This is a genomic window from Bradyrhizobium sp. CCBAU 45321 (genome assembly GCF_028128975.1).
GTDB lineage: Bacteria > Pseudomonadota > Alphaproteobacteria > Rhizobiales > Xanthobacteraceae > Bradyrhizobium > Bradyrhizobium yuanmingense.
Genome location: NZ_LFKZ01000125.1, coordinates 88,624 through 108,328 on the forward strand (window position 1 = coordinate 88,624; position 19,705 = coordinate 108,328).

The 19,705-nt window shown below is 64.2% G+C and carries 21 protein-coding genes; 16 read left to right on the forward strand and 5 right to left on the reverse strand.

Going from position 1 to position 19,705, the window contains the following annotated elements; all coding sequences use genetic code 11:
* The first annotated feature begins 460 nt into the window (after positions 1-460).
* From urtA to ACM43_RS22180, 15 genes are all read left to right on the forward strand, one after another.
* Positions 461-1,783 (forward strand): urea ABC transporter substrate-binding protein, encoded by a 1,323-nt coding sequence (gene urtA, locus ACM43_RS22110; RefSeq protein ID WP_035998103.1) that lies wholly within the window; start codon positions 461-463, stop codon positions 1,781-1,783.
* Positions 1,784-1,867: 84 nt separating this feature from the next.
* Entirely contained in the window at positions 1,868-3,475 is a 1,608-nt protein-coding gene (gene urtB, locus ACM43_RS22115; RefSeq protein ID WP_271542841.1) for an urea ABC transporter permease subunit UrtB, read from the forward strand.
* Complete coding sequence (gene urtC / locus ACM43_RS22120) at positions 3,472-4,641, forward strand: urea ABC transporter permease subunit UrtC (protein WP_271542842.1); 1,170 nt, start codon at positions 3,472-3,474, stop codon at positions 4,639-4,641. The genes urtB and urtC overlap by 4 nt, the downstream gene beginning before the upstream one ends.
* A 6-nt stretch (positions 4,642-4,647) precedes the next feature.
* The gene (gene urtD / locus ACM43_RS22125; protein ID WP_018646608.1) at positions 4,648-5,409 is read left to right on the forward strand and encodes an urea ABC transporter ATP-binding protein UrtD; all 762 of its coding nucleotides are present in this window, start codon (positions 4,648-4,650) and stop codon (positions 5,407-5,409) included.
* Positions 5,410-5,497: 88 nt separating this feature from the next.
* On the forward strand, positions 5,498-6,193 hold the full coding sequence (gene urtE, locus ACM43_RS22130; RefSeq protein WP_271542843.1) for an urea ABC transporter ATP-binding subunit UrtE: 696 nt from the start codon (positions 5,498-5,500) through the stop codon (positions 6,191-6,193).
* Between the two features lie 32 nt (positions 6,194-6,225).
* Entirely contained in the window at positions 6,226-7,056 is an 831-nt protein-coding gene (locus tag ACM43_RS22135) for an urease accessory protein UreD (RefSeq protein WP_271542844.1), read from the forward strand.
* A 38-nt stretch (positions 7,057-7,094) separates the two neighbouring features.
* Positions 7,095-7,397, forward strand: a complete 303-nt coding sequence (locus tag ACM43_RS22140) for an urease subunit gamma (protein ID WP_007605424.1) — start codon at positions 7,095-7,097, stop codon at positions 7,395-7,397.
* A gap of 131 nt (positions 7,398-7,528) precedes the next feature.
* Positions 7,529-7,834 (forward strand): urease subunit beta, encoded by a 306-nt coding sequence (locus tag ACM43_RS22145; protein ID WP_026202067.1) that lies wholly within the window; start codon positions 7,529-7,531, stop codon positions 7,832-7,834.
* 56 nt (positions 7,835-7,890) lie between these two features.
* Entirely contained in the window at positions 7,891-8,430 is a 540-nt protein-coding gene (locus tag ACM43_RS22150) for an HD domain-containing protein (RefSeq protein WP_157283712.1), read from the forward strand.
* Between the two features lie 34 nt (positions 8,431-8,464).
* Positions 8,465-10,180, forward strand: a complete 1,716-nt coding sequence (gene ureC, locus ACM43_RS22155; RefSeq protein ID WP_271542845.1) for an urease subunit alpha — start codon at positions 8,465-8,467, stop codon at positions 10,178-10,180.
* Between the two features lie 128 nt (positions 10,181-10,308).
* The gene (locus ACM43_RS22160) at positions 10,309-10,608 is read left to right on the forward strand and encodes a putative quinol monooxygenase (protein ID WP_035998129.1); all 300 of its coding nucleotides are present in this window, start codon (positions 10,309-10,311) and stop codon (positions 10,606-10,608) included.
* Between the two features lie 13 nt (positions 10,609-10,621).
* Positions 10,622-11,233 (forward strand): urease accessory protein UreE, encoded by a 612-nt coding sequence (locus ACM43_RS22165; protein ID WP_271542846.1) that lies wholly within the window; start codon positions 10,622-10,624, stop codon positions 11,231-11,233.
* Positions 11,214-11,942, forward strand: a complete 729-nt coding sequence (locus ACM43_RS22170; protein ID WP_109142435.1) for an urease accessory protein UreF — start codon at positions 11,214-11,216, stop codon at positions 11,940-11,942. Before ACM43_RS22165 ends, ACM43_RS22170 begins: the two co-directional genes overlap by 20 nt.
* Positions 11,943-11,981: 39 nt before the next feature.
* Positions 11,982-12,605 carry an urease accessory protein UreG gene (ureG, locus tag ACM43_RS22175; RefSeq protein WP_271542847.1) on the forward strand — a complete coding sequence of 208 codons (624 nt, stop codon included), beginning with the start codon at positions 11,982-11,984 and terminating at the stop codon, positions 12,603-12,605.
* Positions 12,606-12,903: 298 nt separating this feature from the next.
* Positions 12,904-14,562 (forward strand): CHASE domain-containing protein, encoded by a 1,659-nt coding sequence (locus ACM43_RS22180; RefSeq protein WP_057028151.1) that lies wholly within the window; start codon positions 12,904-12,906, stop codon positions 14,560-14,562.
* Here ACM43_RS22180 and ACM43_RS22185 read toward each other — a convergent pair.
* From ACM43_RS22185 to ACM43_RS22205, 5 genes are all read right to left on the reverse strand, one after another.
* Positions 14,559-15,167 (reverse strand): TetR/AcrR family transcriptional regulator, encoded by a 609-nt coding sequence (locus ACM43_RS22185; RefSeq protein ID WP_271543087.1) that lies wholly within the window; start codon positions 15,165-15,167, stop codon positions 14,559-14,561. The genes ACM43_RS22180 and ACM43_RS22185 overlap by 4 nt on opposite strands.
* A 92-nt stretch (positions 15,168-15,259) precedes the next feature.
* Entirely contained in the window at positions 15,260-16,408 is a 1,149-nt protein-coding gene (locus ACM43_RS22190; protein ID WP_271542848.1) for an OpgC domain-containing protein, read from the reverse strand.
* Between the two features lie 168 nt (positions 16,409-16,576).
* The gene (locus ACM43_RS22195; RefSeq protein WP_057028148.1) at positions 16,577-17,032 is read right to left on the reverse strand and encodes a hypothetical protein; all 456 of its coding nucleotides are present in this window, start codon (positions 17,030-17,032) and stop codon (positions 16,577-16,579) included.
* Positions 17,033-17,120: 88 nt separating this feature from the next.
* Positions 17,121-17,492, reverse strand: coding sequence for a DUF883 family protein (locus ACM43_RS22200; RefSeq protein WP_035998171.1), 372 nt, complete (start codon positions 17,490-17,492; stop codon positions 17,121-17,123).
* 78 nt (positions 17,493-17,570) lie between these two features.
* On the reverse strand, positions 17,571-18,683 hold the full coding sequence (locus ACM43_RS22205; RefSeq protein WP_271542849.1) for an AI-2E family transporter: 1,113 nt from the start codon (positions 18,681-18,683) through the stop codon (positions 17,571-17,573).
* 208 nt (positions 18,684-18,891) lie between these two features.
* On the opposite strand from ACM43_RS22205, the gene ACM43_RS22210 reads away from it, so the two are divergent.
* Positions 18,892-19,692, forward strand: coding sequence for a L,D-transpeptidase (locus ACM43_RS22210; protein ID WP_271542850.1), 801 nt, complete (start codon positions 18,892-18,894; stop codon positions 19,690-19,692).
* Positions 19,693-19,705 lie beyond the last annotated feature (13 nt).

Sequence of the window (19,705 nt, forward strand, 5' to 3'; positions counted from 1 at the left end):
GGTGTCGAGAAGACACCTGCGTGTTTGGGGTGTCGGATGGCTTGGATGATATGGGGCAAGCCAGAGGCCCGTAGAGGGCTTAAGAACACGCGGCTCGCTACGACCCCTTGATTCGCAAGAGGTCTCGGACGCTCATATGGAACATCGAGGGGGCGCTTTCAAGGCACTTGCCTCCGAAACAGCGGGTGCGGTGCAAAAATACTGCTGCCAGAAATTTAGCCAACATTGGCGATTTGCTTAGAAAGTAGTCTGACTGCCGCTTTCGCATACATTTATGTTGCCTATGATTTAGGCTGCAAGACTGCGGAGAAACTTCGATTTCTGCCAATTAGCTTTGCAAATTCAATCAGTTGATGGGTGCCCAGCCCATGGCATGGTTCTTGCGATTCCATTAACCGCAGGCGGCCGTGGGGCCGTTTCGCAGCGTTTTTCACGTCTGCGTCAGGGAGATGAGGCACTCATGTTTAACAAATCCACTCACGATATAGCGGCGTCATTTAGCCGCCGCGGCGTGCTCGCTGCGACCGCCGGACTGATGCTCGGTCTGGCTTCATTGACTGGCGCAAAGGCCGCCGACGACACCATCAAGGTGGGTGTACTCCACTCCCTGTCCGGCACCATGGCAATCAGCGAAACCACGCTGAAAGACACCATCCTCTTCCTGATCGACGAACAGAACAAGAAGGGCGGCGTGCTCGGCAAGAAGCTGGAAGCCGTCGTCGTCGATCCCGCATCGAACTGGCCGCTGTTCGCCGAAAAGGCGCGCGAGCTGATCACCAAGAACAAGGTCTCGGTCGTGTTCGGCTGCTGGACCTCGGTGTCGCGTAAGTCGGTGCTCCCGGTGTTCAAGGAGCTCAACAGCATCCTGTTCTACCCCGTGCAATACGAGGGTGAGGAGAGCGAGCGTAACGTGTTCTACACGGGGGCTGCGCCGAACCAGCAGGCGATCCCTGCCGTCGACTACCTCATGAAGGACGAGAAGGTGAAGCGCTGGGTGCTCGCGGGCACCGACTACGTCTATCCGCGCACCACCAACAAGATCCTCGAGGCCTATCTGAAGTCCAAGGGCGTCGCCCAGGAAGACATCATGATCAACTACACGCCGTTCGGTCATTCCGACTGGCAGACGATCGTGGCAGACATCAAGAAGTTCGGCTCGGCCGGCAAGAAGACCGCGGTGGTCTCGACCATCAACGGCGACGCCAACGTTCCCTTCTACAAGGAGCTCGGCAACCAGGGCATCAAGGCCAAGGACATCCCGGTGGTGGCGTTCTCGGTGGGTGAGGAAGAGCTCGCCGGCATCGACACCAAGCCGCTGGTCGGCCACCTCGCCGCCTGGAACTACTTCCAGTCGATCAAGTCGCCGGAGAACGAGAAGTTCATCAAGGCGTGGCAGGCCTACACCAAGAATCCGAAGCGCGTGACCAACGATCCGATGGAAGCGCACGTGATCGGCTTCGACATGTGGGTCAAGGCGGTCGAGAAGGTGAAGTCGACCGATCCCGACAAGGTCATCGACGCTCTCCCGGGCATCGAAGCCAAGAACCTGACCGGCGGCACCTCCAAGATGCTCCCGAACCACCATATCACCAAGCCGGTGTTCATCGGCGAGATCAAGGGCAACGGCCAGTTCGACGTGGTCTGGAAGACCCCGAGCCTCGTCCCCGGCGACGCCTGGTCGAAGGAGCTCGACGGCTCCAAGGACCTGATCGGCGACTGGGTCGGCAAGAAGTGCGGCAACTTCAACACCAAGTCCAACAAGTGCCTCGGCTCGGGCTCCTGATCCCGATCTGACGCTCCATTGCAAGACCGGAGAGGGCGGCGATCCCGCCGCCTTCTCCACTCATTTCTGCCGGGGTCATTCACAGTGCCAGCCCATTTGTCTGCTCGTCTCTGTTCGCTTGCACTCTCGTTGTTTCTGATTGCGTTCGCGCTGCCGGCCTTCGCCGGTCCTTTCGAGGATGCGGTCGCCAAATTCGCCAACGATGATTTTTCCGACACGGAAGAGGCGATCGGTGTGATCGCGGGCAGCGGCAGCAAGCTGGCTTTTCCGATCATCAATGCGCTTCAGGACGGTCGCCTCATGGCCGATCCCGACAGCAAGAAGGTGTACGTCACTGATGGAGACGGCAAGTCGATCGACGCTGCGACCGGCGAGGCCGTTGCCAGCGTTCCCGACAGTGCGAGCGCGGTTCGCCTCAACAACCGCCTGCGCCGCAGCGTCGATGCCGCGCTCGGCAGCCTGACGCTGCAGTCTCCGGACGTCGGCACGCGCCTGCAGGCCGCGCAGTCCGTCTTCAAGTCGCACGAGGAGACCGCGCTCGAGGCGGTCGATGCCGCGCTTGCCAAGGAAGCCAACAAATCCGTCAAGGTGGCGCTCGCTGAGGCCCGCGCCGCGATCCTACTGTTCAAGTCCGACGCCACCGAGGTCGAGAAGCTCGAAGCGGTCGCGACCCTCAAGGCGCGGGGCGACCAGGATGCGCTGGCGCTGCTCACCGGCATGGGCGACCAGCCGGCCTCGGTCACCAAGGCCGCCGCGAGCGCGATCGGCTCGATCCAGAATTCGCTCGCGGTCTGGTCGATGGTGCAGAATGCCTGGTACGGCCTCTCGCTCGGCTCGGTGCTGCTGCTCGCCGCGATCGGGCTCGCCATCACATTCGGCGTGATGGGCGTCATCAACATGGCGCACGGCGAGATGGTGATGATCGGAGCCTACACCACCTTCGTGGTGCAGGAGGTGATCCGCACCCGCTATCCCGGCCTGTTCGACTATTCGCTCTTGATCGCCGTGCCGCTTGCCTTCCTCGTCGCCGGCGCGATCGGGGTGCTGATCGAGCGCAGCATCATCCGCTTCCTCTACGGCCGCCCGCTCGAGACGCTGCTCGCGACCTGGGGCCTCTCGCTGGTGCTGCAGCAGGCGGTGCGCACCATGTTCGGCCCGACCAACCGCGAGGTCGGCAACCCCTCCTGGATGAGCGGCGCGTTCGAGCTCGGCCAGATCACCATCACCTATAACCGGCTCTGGATCCTTCTCTTCACGCTCGCCGTGTTCGCGATCCTGCTCGCGATGCTGCGCTACACCGCGCTGGGCCTCGAAATGCGCGCGGTGACGCAGAACCGCCGCATGGCGGCTTCCATGGGCATCGCCACCTCGCGCGTCGACGCGCTGACCTTCGGCCTCGGTTCGGGCATTGCCGGCATCGCCGGCGTGGCGCTGTCGCAGATCGACAATGTCAGCCCCAATCTCGGCCAGAGCTACATCATCGACAGCTTCATGGTCGTGGTGTTCGGCGGGGTCGGCAATCTCTGGGGCACGCTGGTCGGCGCCTTCACGCTCGGCATCGCCAACAAGTTCCTGGAGCCGGTCGCCGGTGCCGTGCTCGGCAAGATCGCGATCCTGGTTCTCATCATCCTGTTCATTCAAAAGCGGCCGCGCGGCCTGTTCGCGCTCAAGGGCCGTGCGGTGGAAGCATGACCCCTCACATGCTGACGCGATCGCTGGACCGCAGCGCGGCGATCTTTCTCGCAATCGTCGCCGCCTGCGGCATCCTCATCCCGCTCTCCAACCTGCTGCTGCCCGCGGGCTCGTTCCTGCAGGTGCCGACCTATCTCGTCGCGCTCTGGGGCAAGTATGTCTGCTACGCCATCCTGGCGCTGTCGATCGACCTGATCTGGGGCTATTGCGGCATCCTCTCGCTCGGCCACGGCGCCTTCTTCGCGCTCGGCGGCTACGCCATGGGCATGTACCTGATGCGGCAGATCGGCACCCGCGGCGTCTACGGCAATCCGATCCTGCCGGATTTCATGGTGTTCCTGAACTGGGAGAAGCTGCCCTGGTACTGGTACGGCTTCGACATGTTCTGGTTCGCCGCGCTGATGGTGCTGGTCGTGCCCGGCTTGCTCGCCTTCTGCTTCGGCTGGCTCGCCTTCCGCTCCCGTGTCACCGGCGTTTATCTGTCGATCATCACGCAGGCGATGACCTACGCGCTGCTGCTCGCCTTCTTCCGCAACGACTTTGGTTTTGGCGGCAATAACGGCCTGACCGACTTCAAGGATATCCTGGGCTTCAACGTGCAGGCGGAGGGGACGCGCGCCGCGCTGTTCGCGCTGAGCTGCCTGGCGCTGATCATCGGCTTCCTGATCTGCCGCGCCATCGTCTCCTCCAAGCTCGGCATGGTCTTGATTGCCGTGCGCGACGCGGAATCGCGCACGCGCTTCCTTGGCTACCGCGTCGAATCCTACAAGCTGTTCGTGTTCACGGTGTCGGCCTGCATGGCCGGCGTCGCCGGCGCGCTCTACGTGCCGCAGGTCGGCATCATCAATCCGAGCGAATTCGCACCGGGCAATTCGATCGAGGCGGTGATCTGGGTCGCGGTCGGCGGCCGCGGCACGCTGGTCGGCGCGGCGCTCGGCGCCGTCGTCGTCAACTACGCCAAGACGTTCTTCACCTCGGGCGTGCTCGCGCCGTACTGGCTGTTCATGCTGGGCGCATTGTTCATCCTGGTGACGCTGCTGCTGCCCAAGGGCATCGTCGGCACCTTCAATGCCTGGTGGTATCAGTCGAAGGAAAAACGCACCCCCGCGACCTCCGTGAGCGCTGCGGCCGAAGACGGCGTCACCGAACCCAAGATGGCGGAGTAAGCGGTCATGAACGTCATGGACACCCGCGCGACCTCCGCGATGCTCTATCTGGACGGCGTGCACGTCTCCTTCGACGGTTTCCACGCCATCAACAATCTATCGCTGACGCTCGAGCCCGGCGAGATGCGCGCCATCATCGGCCCGAACGGCGCCGGCAAGACCACGATGATGGACATCATCACCGGCAAGACCAAGCCGGATGAAGGCACCGTGCTGTTCGACGGCGTCACCGACCTGACGCGGCTCGACGAGACCCGCATCGCCGAGCTCGGCATCGGCCGCAAATTCCAGAAGCCGACCGTGTTCGAGAGCCAGACCGTGCAGGACAACCTCCTGCTGGCGCTCAATGTCGACCATTCGGTCCGCGGCACGCTGTTCTGGCGCGGCAGCAAGGCGGAGTCCGAGCGTATCGACAAGGTGCTGGAGACGATCCGCCTCACCGAGGCTCGCAATCGTCTCGCCGGCAGCCTCAGCCACGGCCAGAAGCAATGGCTGGAGATCGGCATGCTGCTGGCGCAGGATCCGAAACTGCTGCTGGTCGACGAGCCCGTCGCGGGAATGACCGACGTCGAGACGCATCTCACCGCCGAGCTGCTGAAGGAAATCAACAAGACCCACACCGTCATGGTGGTCGAGCACGACATGACCTTCGTGCGCGAGCTCGGCGTCAAAGTCACCTGCCTGCACGAAGGCACGGTGCTCGCGGAAGGGACCATCGACCAGGTCTCGTCCAACGAGAGGGTCATCGAAGTGTATTTGGGAAGGTAGCGAATGGCGAATAGGGAATGGCGAATGGACTGGCCGCTTCTCCTATTCGCTACTCGCCATTCGCTATTCGCCCGCAAAGGTGTTTCCGATGCTTGAAGTGAAAGACATCAACCTGTTTTACGGTGCTGCCCAGGCGCTGCGCGGCGTCTCGATCTCGGCCAAGCCCGGCAAGGTCACCTGCGTGCTCGGGCGCAACGGCGTCGGCAAGACCTCGCTGCTGCGCGCGATGGTCGGGCAATATCCGATCTCCTCGGGCGCAATCGTGTTCGACGGCAGCGATATCACCGGCCTCAGGCCGTACGAGCGGGCGCGCAAGGGCATCGGCTTCGTACCGCAGGGCCGCGAGATCTTCCCGCTGCTGACAGTCGAGGAGAACCTCAAGACCGGCTTCGGCCCGCTCAAGCGCGAGGACAAGCACATTCCGGACGACGTGTTCTCGCTGTTTCCGGTGCTGCAATCCATGCTCGGCCGGCGCGGCGGCGACCTCTCCGGCGGCCAGCAGCAGCAGCTCGCGATCGGCCGCGCGCTGGTGATGCGGCCAAAACTGCTTTTGCTCGACGAGCCCACCGAAGGCATCCAACCCTCGATCATCAAGGATATCGGCCGCGCCATTTCCTATTTGCGCAATCTCGGCAACATCGCCATCGTGCTGGTCGAACAATATCTCGACTTTGCCTGCGAACTCGGCGACAGTTTCGCGGTGATGGATCGCGGCGCGGTGAAGTTCACCTGCGACCGCTCCAATCTCGATCCGGCCGAGATCAGCCGCCAGATGGCGCTGTAGGCCATTCTGCCGCGACCGGCTGGGGGAGGCGGATGCGCAGCGAATTGTCGGCCACGTCCACGCTGTTCGAGGCCAACCGCGCCCGTGGCGCGGTGCGCTTCGACGTGCATGCGCGCGACGGCGTGACGCGTCGCGGCGCCTTGCATGAATCCGGTTCGCTCCGCGTCCGCTTTCCCTCGCCGGAAGATCAGGGTCTGTCCGGCGTGTTCGTCAACACGGCCGGTGGGGTCGCCGGCGGGGACAGTTTTGATATCAACATCGCGGCGGCGGATGGCGCGCGGCTGACACTGACCACAGCGGCCGCCGAAAAGGTCTATCGCACACCCGGAGCGGCAGCGCAGCTCAACATCGCCCTGAAGGTCGGCGCGGGCGCGCATCTTGCCTGGCTGCCCCAGGAGACGATTTTGTTCGACCGTGCCCGCGTCCAGCGCCGCTTCGATATCGATCTCGACGAGGCGGCCTCGCTCCTGCTGTGCGAGATCGTCGTGTTCGGCCGCACCGCCATGGGCGAGCGGATGCAGCAGGGCGAGTTCGTCGACCGCTGGCGGCTACGCCGCGGCGGGCGGCTGGTGTTCGCCGAGACGGTCCGGCTCGACGGCGATATCGGTGCCAAGCTTGCACGGCCCGCGGTCGCTAAAGGTGGCTCGGCGATCGGCACAGCCCTGATCGTGCCCGGCGACGAGGCTCTGGTCGAGCGTATCCGGGAGGCGTCGGAATCGTTCTCCGGCGAGGTCGGAATCTCGGCCTGGAATGGCTTTGCAATGGCGCGGTTCTGTGCCCAAGATGCGGCGCGCTTGCGCGCCGACATGATGACGGTGCTGGCGCGCACCGGTGCGGCCCTGCCGCGGCTCTGGCTGAACTAGACTGGTTGAATTGACGTGTTGAACGGAAGAGATGTCGCATGAATCTGTCTCCCCGCGAAAAGGACAAGCTTCTGATCTCGATGGCCGCGATCGTGGCCCGCCGCCGGCTGGACCGCGGCGTCAAGCTCAACCATCCCGAGGCGATCGCGATCATCTCCGATTTCATTCTGGAAGGCGCGCGCGACGGCCGCACCGTCGCCGAACTGATGCAGTCAGGCGCGCAGGTGCTGACCCGCGACCAGGTGATGCCGGGCATTCCCGAGATGATCCACGACATCCAGGTCGAGGCAACTTTTCCTGACGGCACCAAGCTCGTCACCGTGCACGAGCCGATCCGTTGAAGCGCGAGATTGTATCAACATCGTCATGCCCGGGCTTGTCCCGGGCATCCACGACTATCAAACCAGACGCCAACACGTGGATGGCCGGGACAAGCCCGGCCATGACGCAGCGGAGCAAGACGAGGTAGCACATGATCCCCGGCGAACTCTTCATCCAGGACGGCGAGATCGAGCTCAACGCCGGCCGCAAGACCGTGACGCTGACGGTCGCCAATACCGGCGACCGCCCGATCCAGGTTGGCTCGCACTACCATTTCTTCGAGACCAACCCCGCGCTGAAGTTCGACCGCAAGAAGGCGCGCGGCATGCGCCTCGACATCGCCGCCGGCACCGCCGTCCGCTTCGAACCCGGCCAGACCCGCGACGTCCAGCTCGTCGCCATGGCCGGCAAGAAGACGATCTACGGCTTCCGCGGCGATGTGATGGGGAAGCTGTGACCTCCGCAGGAACGAGCACGCCGCGGCATGGTTGAGGCGGAAACGGAGGTATTTCCATGCTCTCACCAATCCGCCTCGTCTCGGAAGCTGCCGAGCTCGCCGCGCAGCGCCATAACGGCATGGCGCGCAAGGGCCGCGGCAATGAGCCCTATATTAATCATCTCGCAGAGGTCGCGAATCTGCTCGCGACTGCGACCGACGGCGCCGATGCCGAGCTGGTCGCGGCCGGCTGGCTGCACGACACGATCGAGGACACCGACACCACGCGCGAGGAACTCGCGCAGAGATTTTCCGATCGGGTCGCGTCCCTCGTTGCCGAGTGCACCGATGACATGAGCTTGCCGAAAGCGAAGCGGCGGCAGAAGCAGATCGAGGACGCGCCCCACAAGTCGCCGGGCGCCAAGCTGATCAAGATCGCCGACAAGATCAGCAATACGGGCGCGCGCATTCAAACCGATCCGAGTGCTGGGGAGCGCGAAGATCTCGCCGACTATATCGCCTGGGCCACGAAGGTCGTGGCTGGGTGCCGCGGCGGCAATGCGTGGCTCGACGAAAAATTCGATGATGCCGTGAAAGCAGCAAAGGCCTTGCTGTGACCAACCAGACATTCAATCGCAAACGGGGCTTGTGATGTCCGTCAAGATGAAGCGTTCCGTCTATGCCGACATGTTCGGTCCGACCACCGGCGACAAGGTGCGGCTGGCCGACACCGACCTCATCATCGAGGTCGAGAAGGATTTCACCACCTATGGCGAGGAGGTGAAGTTCGGCGGCGGCAAGGTGATCCGCGACGGCATGGGCCAGTCGCAGGTCACGAACAGGCAGGGCGCGGCCGATACGGTCATCACCAATGCGTTGATCGTGGACCATTGGGGCATCGTGAAGGCCGACGTCGCCATCAAGGACGGCATGATCGCTGGCATCGGCAAGGCCGGCAATCCCGATATCCAGCCGGGCGTCACCATCATCATCGGTCCCGGCACCGACGTGATCGCGGGTGAGGGCAAGATCCTCACCGCCGGCGGCTTCGACAGCCACATCCATTTCATCTGCCCGCAGCAGATCGAGCACGCGCTGATGTCAGGTGTCACCTCGATGCTGGGCGGCGGCACCGGTCCCTCGCATGGCACCTTCGCCACCACCTGCACGCCCGGTCCCTGGCACATCGCGCGGATGATCCAGTCGTTCGACGCCTTCCCGGTCAATCTCGGCATTTCCGGCAAGGGCAACGCGTCGCGCCCCGCCGCGCTGGTCGAGATGATCAGGGCCGGCGCCTGTGCGCTGAAGCTGCACGAGGACTGGGGCACCACGCCGGCCGCGATCGACAATTGCCTGTCGGTGGCCGACGATCACGACATCCAGGTGATGATCCACACCGACACGCTGAACGAATCCGGCTTCGTTGAGGACACGATCAAGGCCTTCAAGGGCCGCACCATCCACGCCTTCCACACCGAAGGCGCCGGCGGCGGCCATGCCCCTGATATCATCAAGGTGGCCGGGCTGAAGAACGTGCTGCCGTCGTCGACCAACCCGACGCGGCCCTTCACCCGCAACACCATCGACGAGCATCTGGACATGCTGATGGTGTGCCACCATCTCGATCCCTCCATCGCCGAAGATCTGGCGTTCGCCGAGAGCCGCATCCGCAAGGAGACGATCGCGGCCGAAGACATCCTGCACGACCTCGGCGCGCTCTCGATGATGTCCTCGGACTCGCAGGCCATGGGCCGCCTCGGCGAGGTCATCATCCGGACCTGGCAGACCGCCGACAAGATGAAGAAGCAGCGCGGCTCGCTGCCGCAGGACAAGGGCAAGGACAACGACAATTTCCGCGTCAAGCGCTACATCGCCAAGTACACGATCAATCCGGCGATCGCGCATGGCGTGTCGAAGCTGATCGGCTCAGTCGAGAAGGGCAAGCTTGCCGATCTCGTGCTGTGGTCGCCGGCCTTCTTCGGCGTCAAGCCGGATTGCATCGTCAAGGGCGGCACGATCGTCGCGGCGCCCATGGGCGATCCCAACGCCTCGATCCCGACGCCGCAGCCGGTGCATTACCAGCCGATGTTCGGCGCGTTCGGCAAGGCGCGTACGGCATCCTCGGTGGTGTTCACCTCCAAGGCCGCGGTCACCGGTGGCCTCGCGCGAAAGCTCGGCATCGAGAAGAAGCTCTATGCGGTCCAGAACACCCGCGGCAAGATCTCCAAGAAGAGCATGATCCACAACGACGCGACGCCCAATATCGAGGTCGATCCGGAGACCTATGAAGTGCGCGCCGATGGCGAGTTGCTCACCTGTGCGCCGGCCGAAGTGCTCCCGATGGCGCAGCGATATTTCATGTACTGAAATAGCGCCTCGACGCATGTCCCCGGCGGTGTCCGGGGACGGCTTTTGCGGTTTTGCGTTCGGTCCCGCCTGGTCTAATGTCCCGCCCGGTATCGTAACCCTCAGAAGAAAAGCCGGGAGGATTTCTCGTGATCTACGTCGTTGCCACCCTGACCATCAAGCCCGAGACGCGCGCCGAATTCATTGCAGCCGCCACCGCCTGCATCAAGGAGACGCGGAAAGAGCCCGGCAATATCGCCTATGACCTGCATGAGAGCGTCACCGACCCTGCCAAGATGGTGTTCGTCGAGCAGTGGGAGAATATGGAAGCGCTGGGGCCGCATCGCGCTGCCGAGCACATGAAGACGTTCGGCCGCGTTGCGGTGAAATGCTTCACGGCGCCGCCGAAGATCGAATACATCACGCCCGAGAAGGTCGAGACACGGTAAAGAGGTAAGACGCATGATCCGGGCGACGCAGGTCAGGGGACAGCACCGTTTCACGGAAGCACCAGTGGACACGGTTGTGCTCGATTTCGACGACCGGCACCGCCGCCGCATGACGATGACCGGAACGCGTGGTCTCGAATTCCTGCTCGACCTGGAACATGCCGTCGCGCTGCGCGGCGGCGATGCGCTGGTGCTGGAGGACGGAAGGCTGATCGAGGTGGTCGCGGCGCCCGAGCCGCTGCTCGAAATCCGCGGCCGCGATCCGCACCACCTCGTGCGCGTCGGCTGGCATCTCGGCAACCGTCATCTGCCGACCCAGATCATGGCCAAGGCCCTGCGCATTCGCCGCGATCACGTCATCGAGGCGATGGTGAAGGGCCTTGGCGCGCGTGTGATCGAGATCGAGGCGCCGTTCGATCCCGAAGGCGGCGCCTACGCCGATGCCGGCCACGCGCATGGACACGACCATGCGCATCACGATCACGGCCATCATCACCATGACCATGGTCACCACCATGATCATGGCTCGCATGACCATGGCCACGAGCACCACCATCACCACGACGAGCATTGCGATCATCCCGATCATCACCACGGCCACAAGCATGCTCATGACCACAAATGAGCCGGTCGGCGCCGGTGATCTTGCCGAGGGCGAGGCGGCGGCGCTGTACCGGCTGATGACCTGGCTGTCGCCGGCGTTCCCGGTCGGCGGCTTCTCCTATTCCAGCGGCATCGAATGGGCGGTCGAGGCGGGCGACGTCACCGACACGACGACGCTGGCGGATTGGCTCGATGCGATGCTCGGCGACGGCTCCGGCTTCTGTGACGCCACGTTTCTGGTCCACGCCTATCGCGCCACGGAATCGGGCGAGACGGCCGCATTGAACGAGATCGCCGAGCTCGCGAGCGCCTTCGTGCCGTCGCGCGAGCGGCAGCTGGAGACGACCTCGCAGGGTCGCGCCTTCATCGACATCTCGCGCGCCGCGTGGGATGCCGACGGACTGGACGCGACGGTCGCGGCATGCAGCGCGCCATTGGTCTATCCAGTCGCGGTCGGTGTGGTTGCCGCGATGCACGCCGTGCCGTTGGCGCCGACGCTGCACGCCTTCCTGCATGCGCTGGTCTCGAACTGGATTTCCGCCGCCAGCCGGCTCATTCCGCTCGGCCAGACCGATAGCCAGCGTGTGCTGGTGAAGCTGGAAGCCGCCGTCGCCGCCACCGCCAATCGCGCGCTGAATGCAACCCTGGACGATCTCGGCAGCGCGACGTTCCGCGCCGATCTCGCCAGCCTGCGGCACGAGACGCAGTATACCCGCTTGTTTCGGTCGTGAGCGGTGCGGCCGTCAAGTCATCAGGAGAGAACAAGTCACATGGCGAAATCTCACGGTCCCCTGCGTGTCGGTGTCGGCGGTCCGGTCGGATCGGGCAAGACCGCGCTGATGGACCTGCTCTGCAAGACCATGCGCGAGCGCTATGACATTGCGGCGATCACCAACGACATCTACACCAAATGGGATGCGGAGTTCCTGGTGCGTTCGGGATCGCTGACGCCGGATCGCATCGCCGGCGTCGAGACCGGCGGCTGTCCGCATACGGCGATCCGCGAGGATGCCTCGATGAATCTCGCTGCGGTCGCGGACATGCGCGCCAAGTTTCCCGGACTTGACCTCGTGCTGATCGAATCCGGCGGCGACAATCTCGCTGCCACTTTTTCCCCGGAGCTGGCCGACCTCACCATCTACGTCATCGACGTCGCCGCCGGCGACAAGATCCCGTCCAAGGGCGGCCCGGGCATCACCCGGTCCGACCTCCTGGTCATCAACAAGACCGACCTTGCGCCCCATGTCGGGGCGTCCCTGGAGAAGATGGAGACGGACGCCAGGCGCATGCGCGGCGAGCGTCCCTTCGTCATGACCAACCTCAAGAAGAGCGAGGGGCTCGACCGAATCGTCGGCTTCATTGAGGCCAAAGGCGGCCTGAAACGGACGGGCTGACCGGACGCGACCAGTTGGCGCAGGCGTTTTTCGCCGTTAACGCCTGGGCCGTGCCGCAACCGCGGAACAAATTTCGGACACGGCGATTAACTACCTCCGGCGCCCGGGGCGAATTCATCCCGGCCAGACCATCGGCCGGACGGATTAAGCTTTCCAGGCGACCCAAGTTGCGTACTGATGCCTCCTCCTTCATTATCTCCGCCACTGGGATTTACCCTGCTTCGGCCTCTGGCCGTTCGAGCGGCGTTCATGTGCTCCGTGTTCATTGCCGACTTCCTGCTTTCGCCTGAGTAATCGCGTGGTCAGGCTGGGTTTCATCATCGGCTTCATCGCTCTGCTCGGGGCCTTGCTCTCCGGGCTTGCGGCTTATCGCGTCCACGACCAGGAGCTGGCGCTGGACCGGATCGCGCTGGCGCGTGCGATCGACGTGCATGCGAGCCTGGTTCAGGACCGCCTGACCGAGCGGGAGCTGCTCGCGCGTGTCGCCTCGGGCCTGTTCCGCGCGCCGTCGGTGATCAAGCCGAACATGCTGGAGCCGCTGCGCTCGGCGATCTACGCCTTCAAGACCGACTTTGTGGTGGCCGGCTGGATCGCCCGGCTGAAGCCGAACGAGCTTGCGGCCGCGCAAGCCGCCATCGCCAGCGCCGGCTTCCCGAATCCGCAGATCCGCTCGTTTGACGACAAGCCGATCAATCCTGCCGATGTCACCCAGCCGATCGACGTGCTGTTGGATCTCGAGCCGCGCAGCAACGAGACCACGGCCTTGCCCGGCCGCAGCTACGATCAGGATCCGGTTCGCAGCGCGATGCTCACGCGGGCGCGCGCCCAAAAGAGGTCAGTTGCCTCCGACCCGGTGCCGTTGATCCGCGGAAACGGTCCGATCGGCATCATCGTGGCCGCGCCAGTCGTTCCCGAGGGTGCGACGGAGCCGGCCGGCTTCGTCACATTTTCCTACGAGCTCGCCTCGCTGATGCTGGCCAATGACGACATGTCGCTGTTCGCGGTGGCGCTCAGGGATCCGCGCAAGGATGGCGGCGAGCTGATCGCCAATGATCAGGGCGTGGTCTCGACGCGGATCGCGGCGGCGGACGGGGCGCCGTCGGCGACGCGCACGGTGAGCTTCGGTGGCCGCGATTGGCAGCTCGGCTATTACGCGAAGACCAATTCGGTGCGCCGCGCCGAGCAGACCGCCATCATCGTAGCGGCGATCGGTTTTGCCATCACCGCAATGGTGTGCGGCCTGTTCGGTTACGTCGCCTACAACAATCTGCGGCTCAGCCGGGAGATCCAGGTCAGGATCGGCTTCGAGCGGCGGTTGACCGCGGTGATCGACGAGCTCAACCACCGCGTCAAGAACATCCTGGCGGTGATCCAGTCGATCGTGACGCGCACCTTGCGTCACGGCTCGGACATCGACATCGCGCGCGAGCTCCTGATCGGGCGCATCCACGCCATGTCCAATGTGGTGTCGCTGCTCAGCGAGAGCCAGTGGCAGGGTGTCAAGTTGAAGGGCCTGTTCGAGGCGCGCGCGATTCCGCATGCCGATCGCATCGCCGTCACCGGCCCCGACATCGCGGTCAGCGCGCGTGCCGCACAAAGCCTGTCGCTGCTGTTCTTCGAGCTCGCCTCGCATTCCGACGAGGGCCTGTCGCTGGTCGGCAAGCATCCGCACATCACCGCGAACTGGACGGTGACCGGCGAGGAGGGCGATGAGGTCTTCCATTTCCGCTGGGAGGAGTTCAACACCAGCGAGGCGACGCGCCGGCCCGATTCCGATTTCGGCCTGATCTTGCTCGACCGTGTCGCGCCCGAGGCGCTGGGGGGGACCGCCAAGCGCTTCTTCACCGACGTCTCCTACGTCTATGAATTGACCGCGCCGATGGAGACGGTGGTCGACATGACCGAGCGCGACCGCACGGATAAAATCTCGGCGCCGGTCAGGCCGGTGCGAAGCTAGCCCTTCGGCCGTAACACCAGATCGACGAGGCTGCGCGCGTAGCCGGGTGTGATCGGCGCGATGCCGAAGATATAGCGGTAGAACAGGCTGCCATAGATCGCGTCGTATAGATTCTCGGGGGGACCCTCGGCCTGAATGCTGCCGTCCTTCTGGCCGGCGGCGATCATGTCCACCAGCGCGTCGCGGCGGAATTGCAGGTACCGGGCGTAGAACAGCTCGGCCGACCCGGTCTTGGAGATGCATTCGGAGACGACGGCGAGCTGGACCTTGCCGAACTTGCCCTGCAGCGCCTCGGCATAGGCAGCGGCGTGGCGCCGCGCGCGCGCCGCGGGCGTGCCGGCGCTCGCGGGCGGCAGCGGCAGCATCTGCGACGCATGGTGGAGGAAGGCGTCGATCAATAGCGCTTCCCGCGACGGCCACCATTTGTAGATCGTCATCTTGGACACGCTGGAGTGCCGTGCGATCGCATCGATGGTGGTGGCGGCAAGGCCGGTGGCCGCCATCAGCGCATAGGCACTTTCGAGGATGGCGTTGGTGGTCTCGATCGACCTTGGCCGGCCGCGCCGGGGCGCGCGCTCCGCCTCTTCACGCCCGTCTTTCGCCATCGCCACGCCCGGTCTCCTCACGCAGGGTCCCGGCATAGCGCAGGGGCGGCATTCGGCCTAGCAGAATCGCACGATTTCGTCGCGAGAAGCGATCAGCTCCGAGCCTGCTGCCGCAGGGCTGCCGGCAGATCCTGCCGTTTCGACCAGGCGATGTAGTAGGCGAGCCCGGTCATCGCCGCGAAGCCGGTGATGCTCACCGCCACCTGCATCACCACCAGGTTCGGCCCGGTGATTAGGATGAGGTGGCCAGCGAAGGATAGGAACACGGCGACGCAGAATACCGCGAGCCATTCCTCACCACATGCGATCACCGCTTGCAGCGGTTTCCATCTCAGGCCGGGGTGATCCGCCGGAATGAGATGGGTGGCAATGAACGCGAGGGCGAGGAAGTGGACCACCCGATAGGGAGCGAGGTTTTCCTTGTCGGTCGGAGCGATGCTGTTGAGGAGTAGATCGGGCAGGTAAGCGGACAGCGCCGGCGAATGGCGCATCAAGGTGACGGCCATCGCGAAGACCAGGTAGGCGCCGGCGAGGATCCGCAGCCAGGACATGCCATGCAGCGCACGGCCCGGCGCCCCCGTCACGGCGAACCAGCCGCCCAGCACCATCAGCATCTGCCAGCACAGCGGATTGAAGGTCCATTCTCCGTCGGGATAGATCCGAAAATTCCAGTCGAACCAGCGTGCGGCGAGATACAGCGCGACCGATGCTGCCAGCGTCAGGTTCGGTCCTCGCAGCAGGCCCCACAGCACCAACGGAAACAACGCCATCAGCGGGACCATCAGCTGCAGCAGGTCGAGGTTCAGCGGCTCTTCCTGGAGCACGAGACCGCGGACAAGGATGCGCAGCGGGTGCTCGAGAATTCCGGAGATGTTGTATTGGTGGATGATCTCCGGCGCCATCGATTGCCTGGCGACATAGGCGATGGCATCGATATAGATCACGAACAGCACGACATAGGCGGCATAGAGCCGCCAGACCCGGCGAAAGATGCGCGTCGCCGCGACCAGGTAGCCGCGTTCCAGCGCCATCCTGCCATGGATGATGGCAACCCCATACCCTACCACGAACACGAACAGGTCCGCCGCGCCGCTGAAGCCGAAATTGCGCAGCGTCAGCAGGTTGACGACGTTGTTGGGAATATGGTCGACGAATATGGACCAATTGGCGATGCCGAGCGTCAGATAGAGCCTGGCATCATGCTGGAATGCGGCGAGGTTCGCCTTGACGGACGGTTTCATTGAGCAAAATAGCTTTGGGAATCAGGATGATGCTTTTAACGGCAACCGCCTGCTCGTCCGAGTAGCGTTTGCGTGAGCGGGGAAGAACCGCGCCAAACGGCGTCAAATGTGCCGCTTGCTCGATGAAATGCAGATAGATGCGCTCGCAGTAATTATAATGCCGGACCTTTACTCGGCAGGTTCGGCCGACACCTCGTCGGACACGCCGGCGCGGCTCGCCAGGATGCCAAGGGCGACGCCCCCGATCGCCAGAATCGGCAGCAGCCGCTTGACGCCGATGGCACGAACGATTTGGAGCCCGGTGGCGAGGAGCATCGGGTCTGCAAGCATGCTCTGCGCGGCCGATTTCGCGGCGCGCTCGGCCGCGATCTGGGCGCGCTTCTGCACCTCGCGCTTGTAGCTCCAATAGGAGCCTGCCGCGGCCAAGGTCAACAGAAAGAAGATGCCGGCGCCGGCAAGACAAGCCTGCACCGGGCCATATTTCTGCAGCACCCAAATGAAGACGGCGGCACAGAGGAAGCCTGTGGTCACGAGCAGCGCGAAGGCAGCGCCCGCGGCAAGGGAGGTCAGCCGAACCGTCGTGCCGGTTGATGCGCTGATGCCGTCGATGATGCGCTGAAACATGGCGTTGCTCCTCAATCCCCGCCAGCCGAATGGTCACGAGCCGGCAGCGGCGGCGTGCCGCCGCCGTATCAAATGGGCGTCGACATCCTTAGCGACGCCAGGCGACGCCGATCAGGAAGCCGATGCCGAGCGCCAGCCCGACGGTCGCCAGCGGCCGCTGCGTGATCGCCTCTTCCAGCGTCTCCTCGATCGAGCCGTAGGCGTCATGTGCAGCTTCCATCATCGCGCTGCCGCGCTCGGACATGTCGTCCATCGCGGAGTCCATGTTCTCGCGCGCCTGGCGATAGCCGCGGCGAGCCTGCTTGCTGGTGGAGTTTGCGAAAGTATTGAGCGCGTCGGTGATCTGGTCGGTGAGGGCGGCGATATCGCTTTTCACGGCTGCTACATCCTTTTCGAGGCGGTCTCGGGTGGCTTTGTCGGTCCAGTCTCTCATCCCGGCTTCGGCATTGGGCGTGGACATCGGGAGCTCCGAACTGTTGACGGCTGAGATGGGCGGAGAACGTTTCGTCGCCGGGTAAGTTCCGTTCGCTGAAACCGGTCAGGCTTGCGGCAGCTGCGGCGAATTCTCCGGCAGCAGGTGGTCCTTCAGGATCAGCGCGACGATCAGGAGCGGCGACGACAGGAACGCGCCCATCGGCCCCCACAGCCAGGTCCAGAACGCGAGCGCGAGCAGCACGGCGAGCGCGTTCAGGGCGAGCCGCCGCCCGATGATCGTCGGCGTGATGAAGTGACCCTCGAGAAAGGTGAGGCCACCGAAGGCGAGCGCGGCCATCAGGCCGCCGCCGAGGGTCGGGAAGGCGATCAGCCCGACCACGACCAGCACCACGAACATCGCCACGGGCCCGATGATCGGGATGAAGTTGAGCGTGGCCGCCAGTGCGCCGAGCCCGGCCGGATTGGGCATTCCGGTGAGCGCGCAGATCAGGCCGGTGGCGACGCCGACGCCGACATTGATGAGGGTGACGGTCAGCAGATAATTGCCGAGATGGACCTCGATCTCGTTGAGGATCCGGAGCGTGCGCAGCCGCGCGTCGTGATCGCTGAAGGTCATGATCATGGCCCGCCGCAGGTCGCGCCAGCTTGCGATGAACAGGATCAGGGTGACGAAAAACAGCAGGAATTCGGTAAAGGTCGGTGACAGGAATTCCAGCGTCGGCTGCACCCACTCGATCTTGGGCATGTGGAGGCTCGGCAATCCCTCCGAGCCGCCGAGCATGGCTTGCAGCTCCCGCCAGAGCGCAAGCGGCCGGTCGAATACGTGCAGCTTGTCCTTCAATTGCGCGCCGAACTCCGGCAGGCGCGTGCTCCACGCCATGACTGGCGAAGCGATCAACGCGACGGCGAAAGCGACCACCGCGCTCACCGCGACCACGATCAGCACGGCGCCGACGCTGCGTGGGACCTTGCTTCGCTCCAGGAAGGTGGCCGCCGGAGACAGCATGGTCCCGATGACGAACGCCATAACGACCGGCAGGAAGAACGCCCGGCCGACATAGAGCACGGCGACGATGGCGATCAGCAACAGGCCGGCCAGCGCGAACGCGACGAATTCAGTGCGGCGGATAACCGGCGGCAGCTCGACATGGCTCTCGGGAAGCGGATCGCCTTCGCTGTTGCCGGAAATCAAACGTTCACTGGGTAGGACGCGCACAATCTCTCTCCCGCACGGAATCCGTGATCCGCGCGCCCATTGATGACCTGACTAATGCTTGGGCGGCGGGCTGGTTCCATCGCGGCCTCGTGAACAGGTGCTCGCTTGACTGTGACGTCGCTGCCGCACGCTGCGCCGGAACTTCGATCGACCCGGCGGAGTTTGTTGAGGCAGCGCATCACCTGATGCACATCCAACGGGGCAGCTCATGACAAAGTTGTTTGCAGTCCGTCGCAGCTTCTCGCCGCGCGCCGTCGGCGCGTTCGCCTTCGCAACCGCTCTTCTCGCAGTGCCGGTGGGCACCGCGAGCGCGCAAACCTTCGGCTATGCGCCGATGCAGCGGGTGTACCCGCAGGACCTTTACTCGCAGGGCCAATACTTGCAGGATCAAGGCTATTCGCAGGCTGACATCAACGAGGCGCCGCAGGTCGCCGATGAGGATGCCCAATTGCCCGACCGGCTGCGCAGGCAGATCGTCGGCTTCGACCGGAGCGAGCCGGCCGGTACCATCGTCATCGATACCAACAGCACCTATCTCTATTACGTGCTCGGAGGCGGCCGCGCGATCCGCTACGGCGTCGGCGTCGGCCGCGAGGGCTTTACCTGGTCGGGCGTGCAAAGCGTCAGCCGCAAGGCCGAGTGGCCGGACTGGCATCCGCCGGCCGAGATGATCGCGCGCCAGCCCTATCTGCCGCGCTTCGTCGCCGGCGGGCCCGGCAACCCGCTCGGTGCGCGCGCGATGTATCTCGGCTCGAGCCAATACCGCATCCACGGCACCAACGATCCCTCCACCATCGGCAAGTTCGTCTCGTCCGGCTGCATCCGCATGACCAACGAGGACGTCATGGATCTGTACAGCCGCGTCAATGTCGGAGCCAAGGTCGTGGTGCTGCCGAAGAACGTGCCGCTAATGGCGAAGGGAGGTGATCCCGTGCGCAAGCGTCCGGCCGTGACGACGCTGCCTTCGGGTCGGCAGGCGCTGAACATGACCACGTCGGCCGTGAATTAGTCTGCGAGGTCCT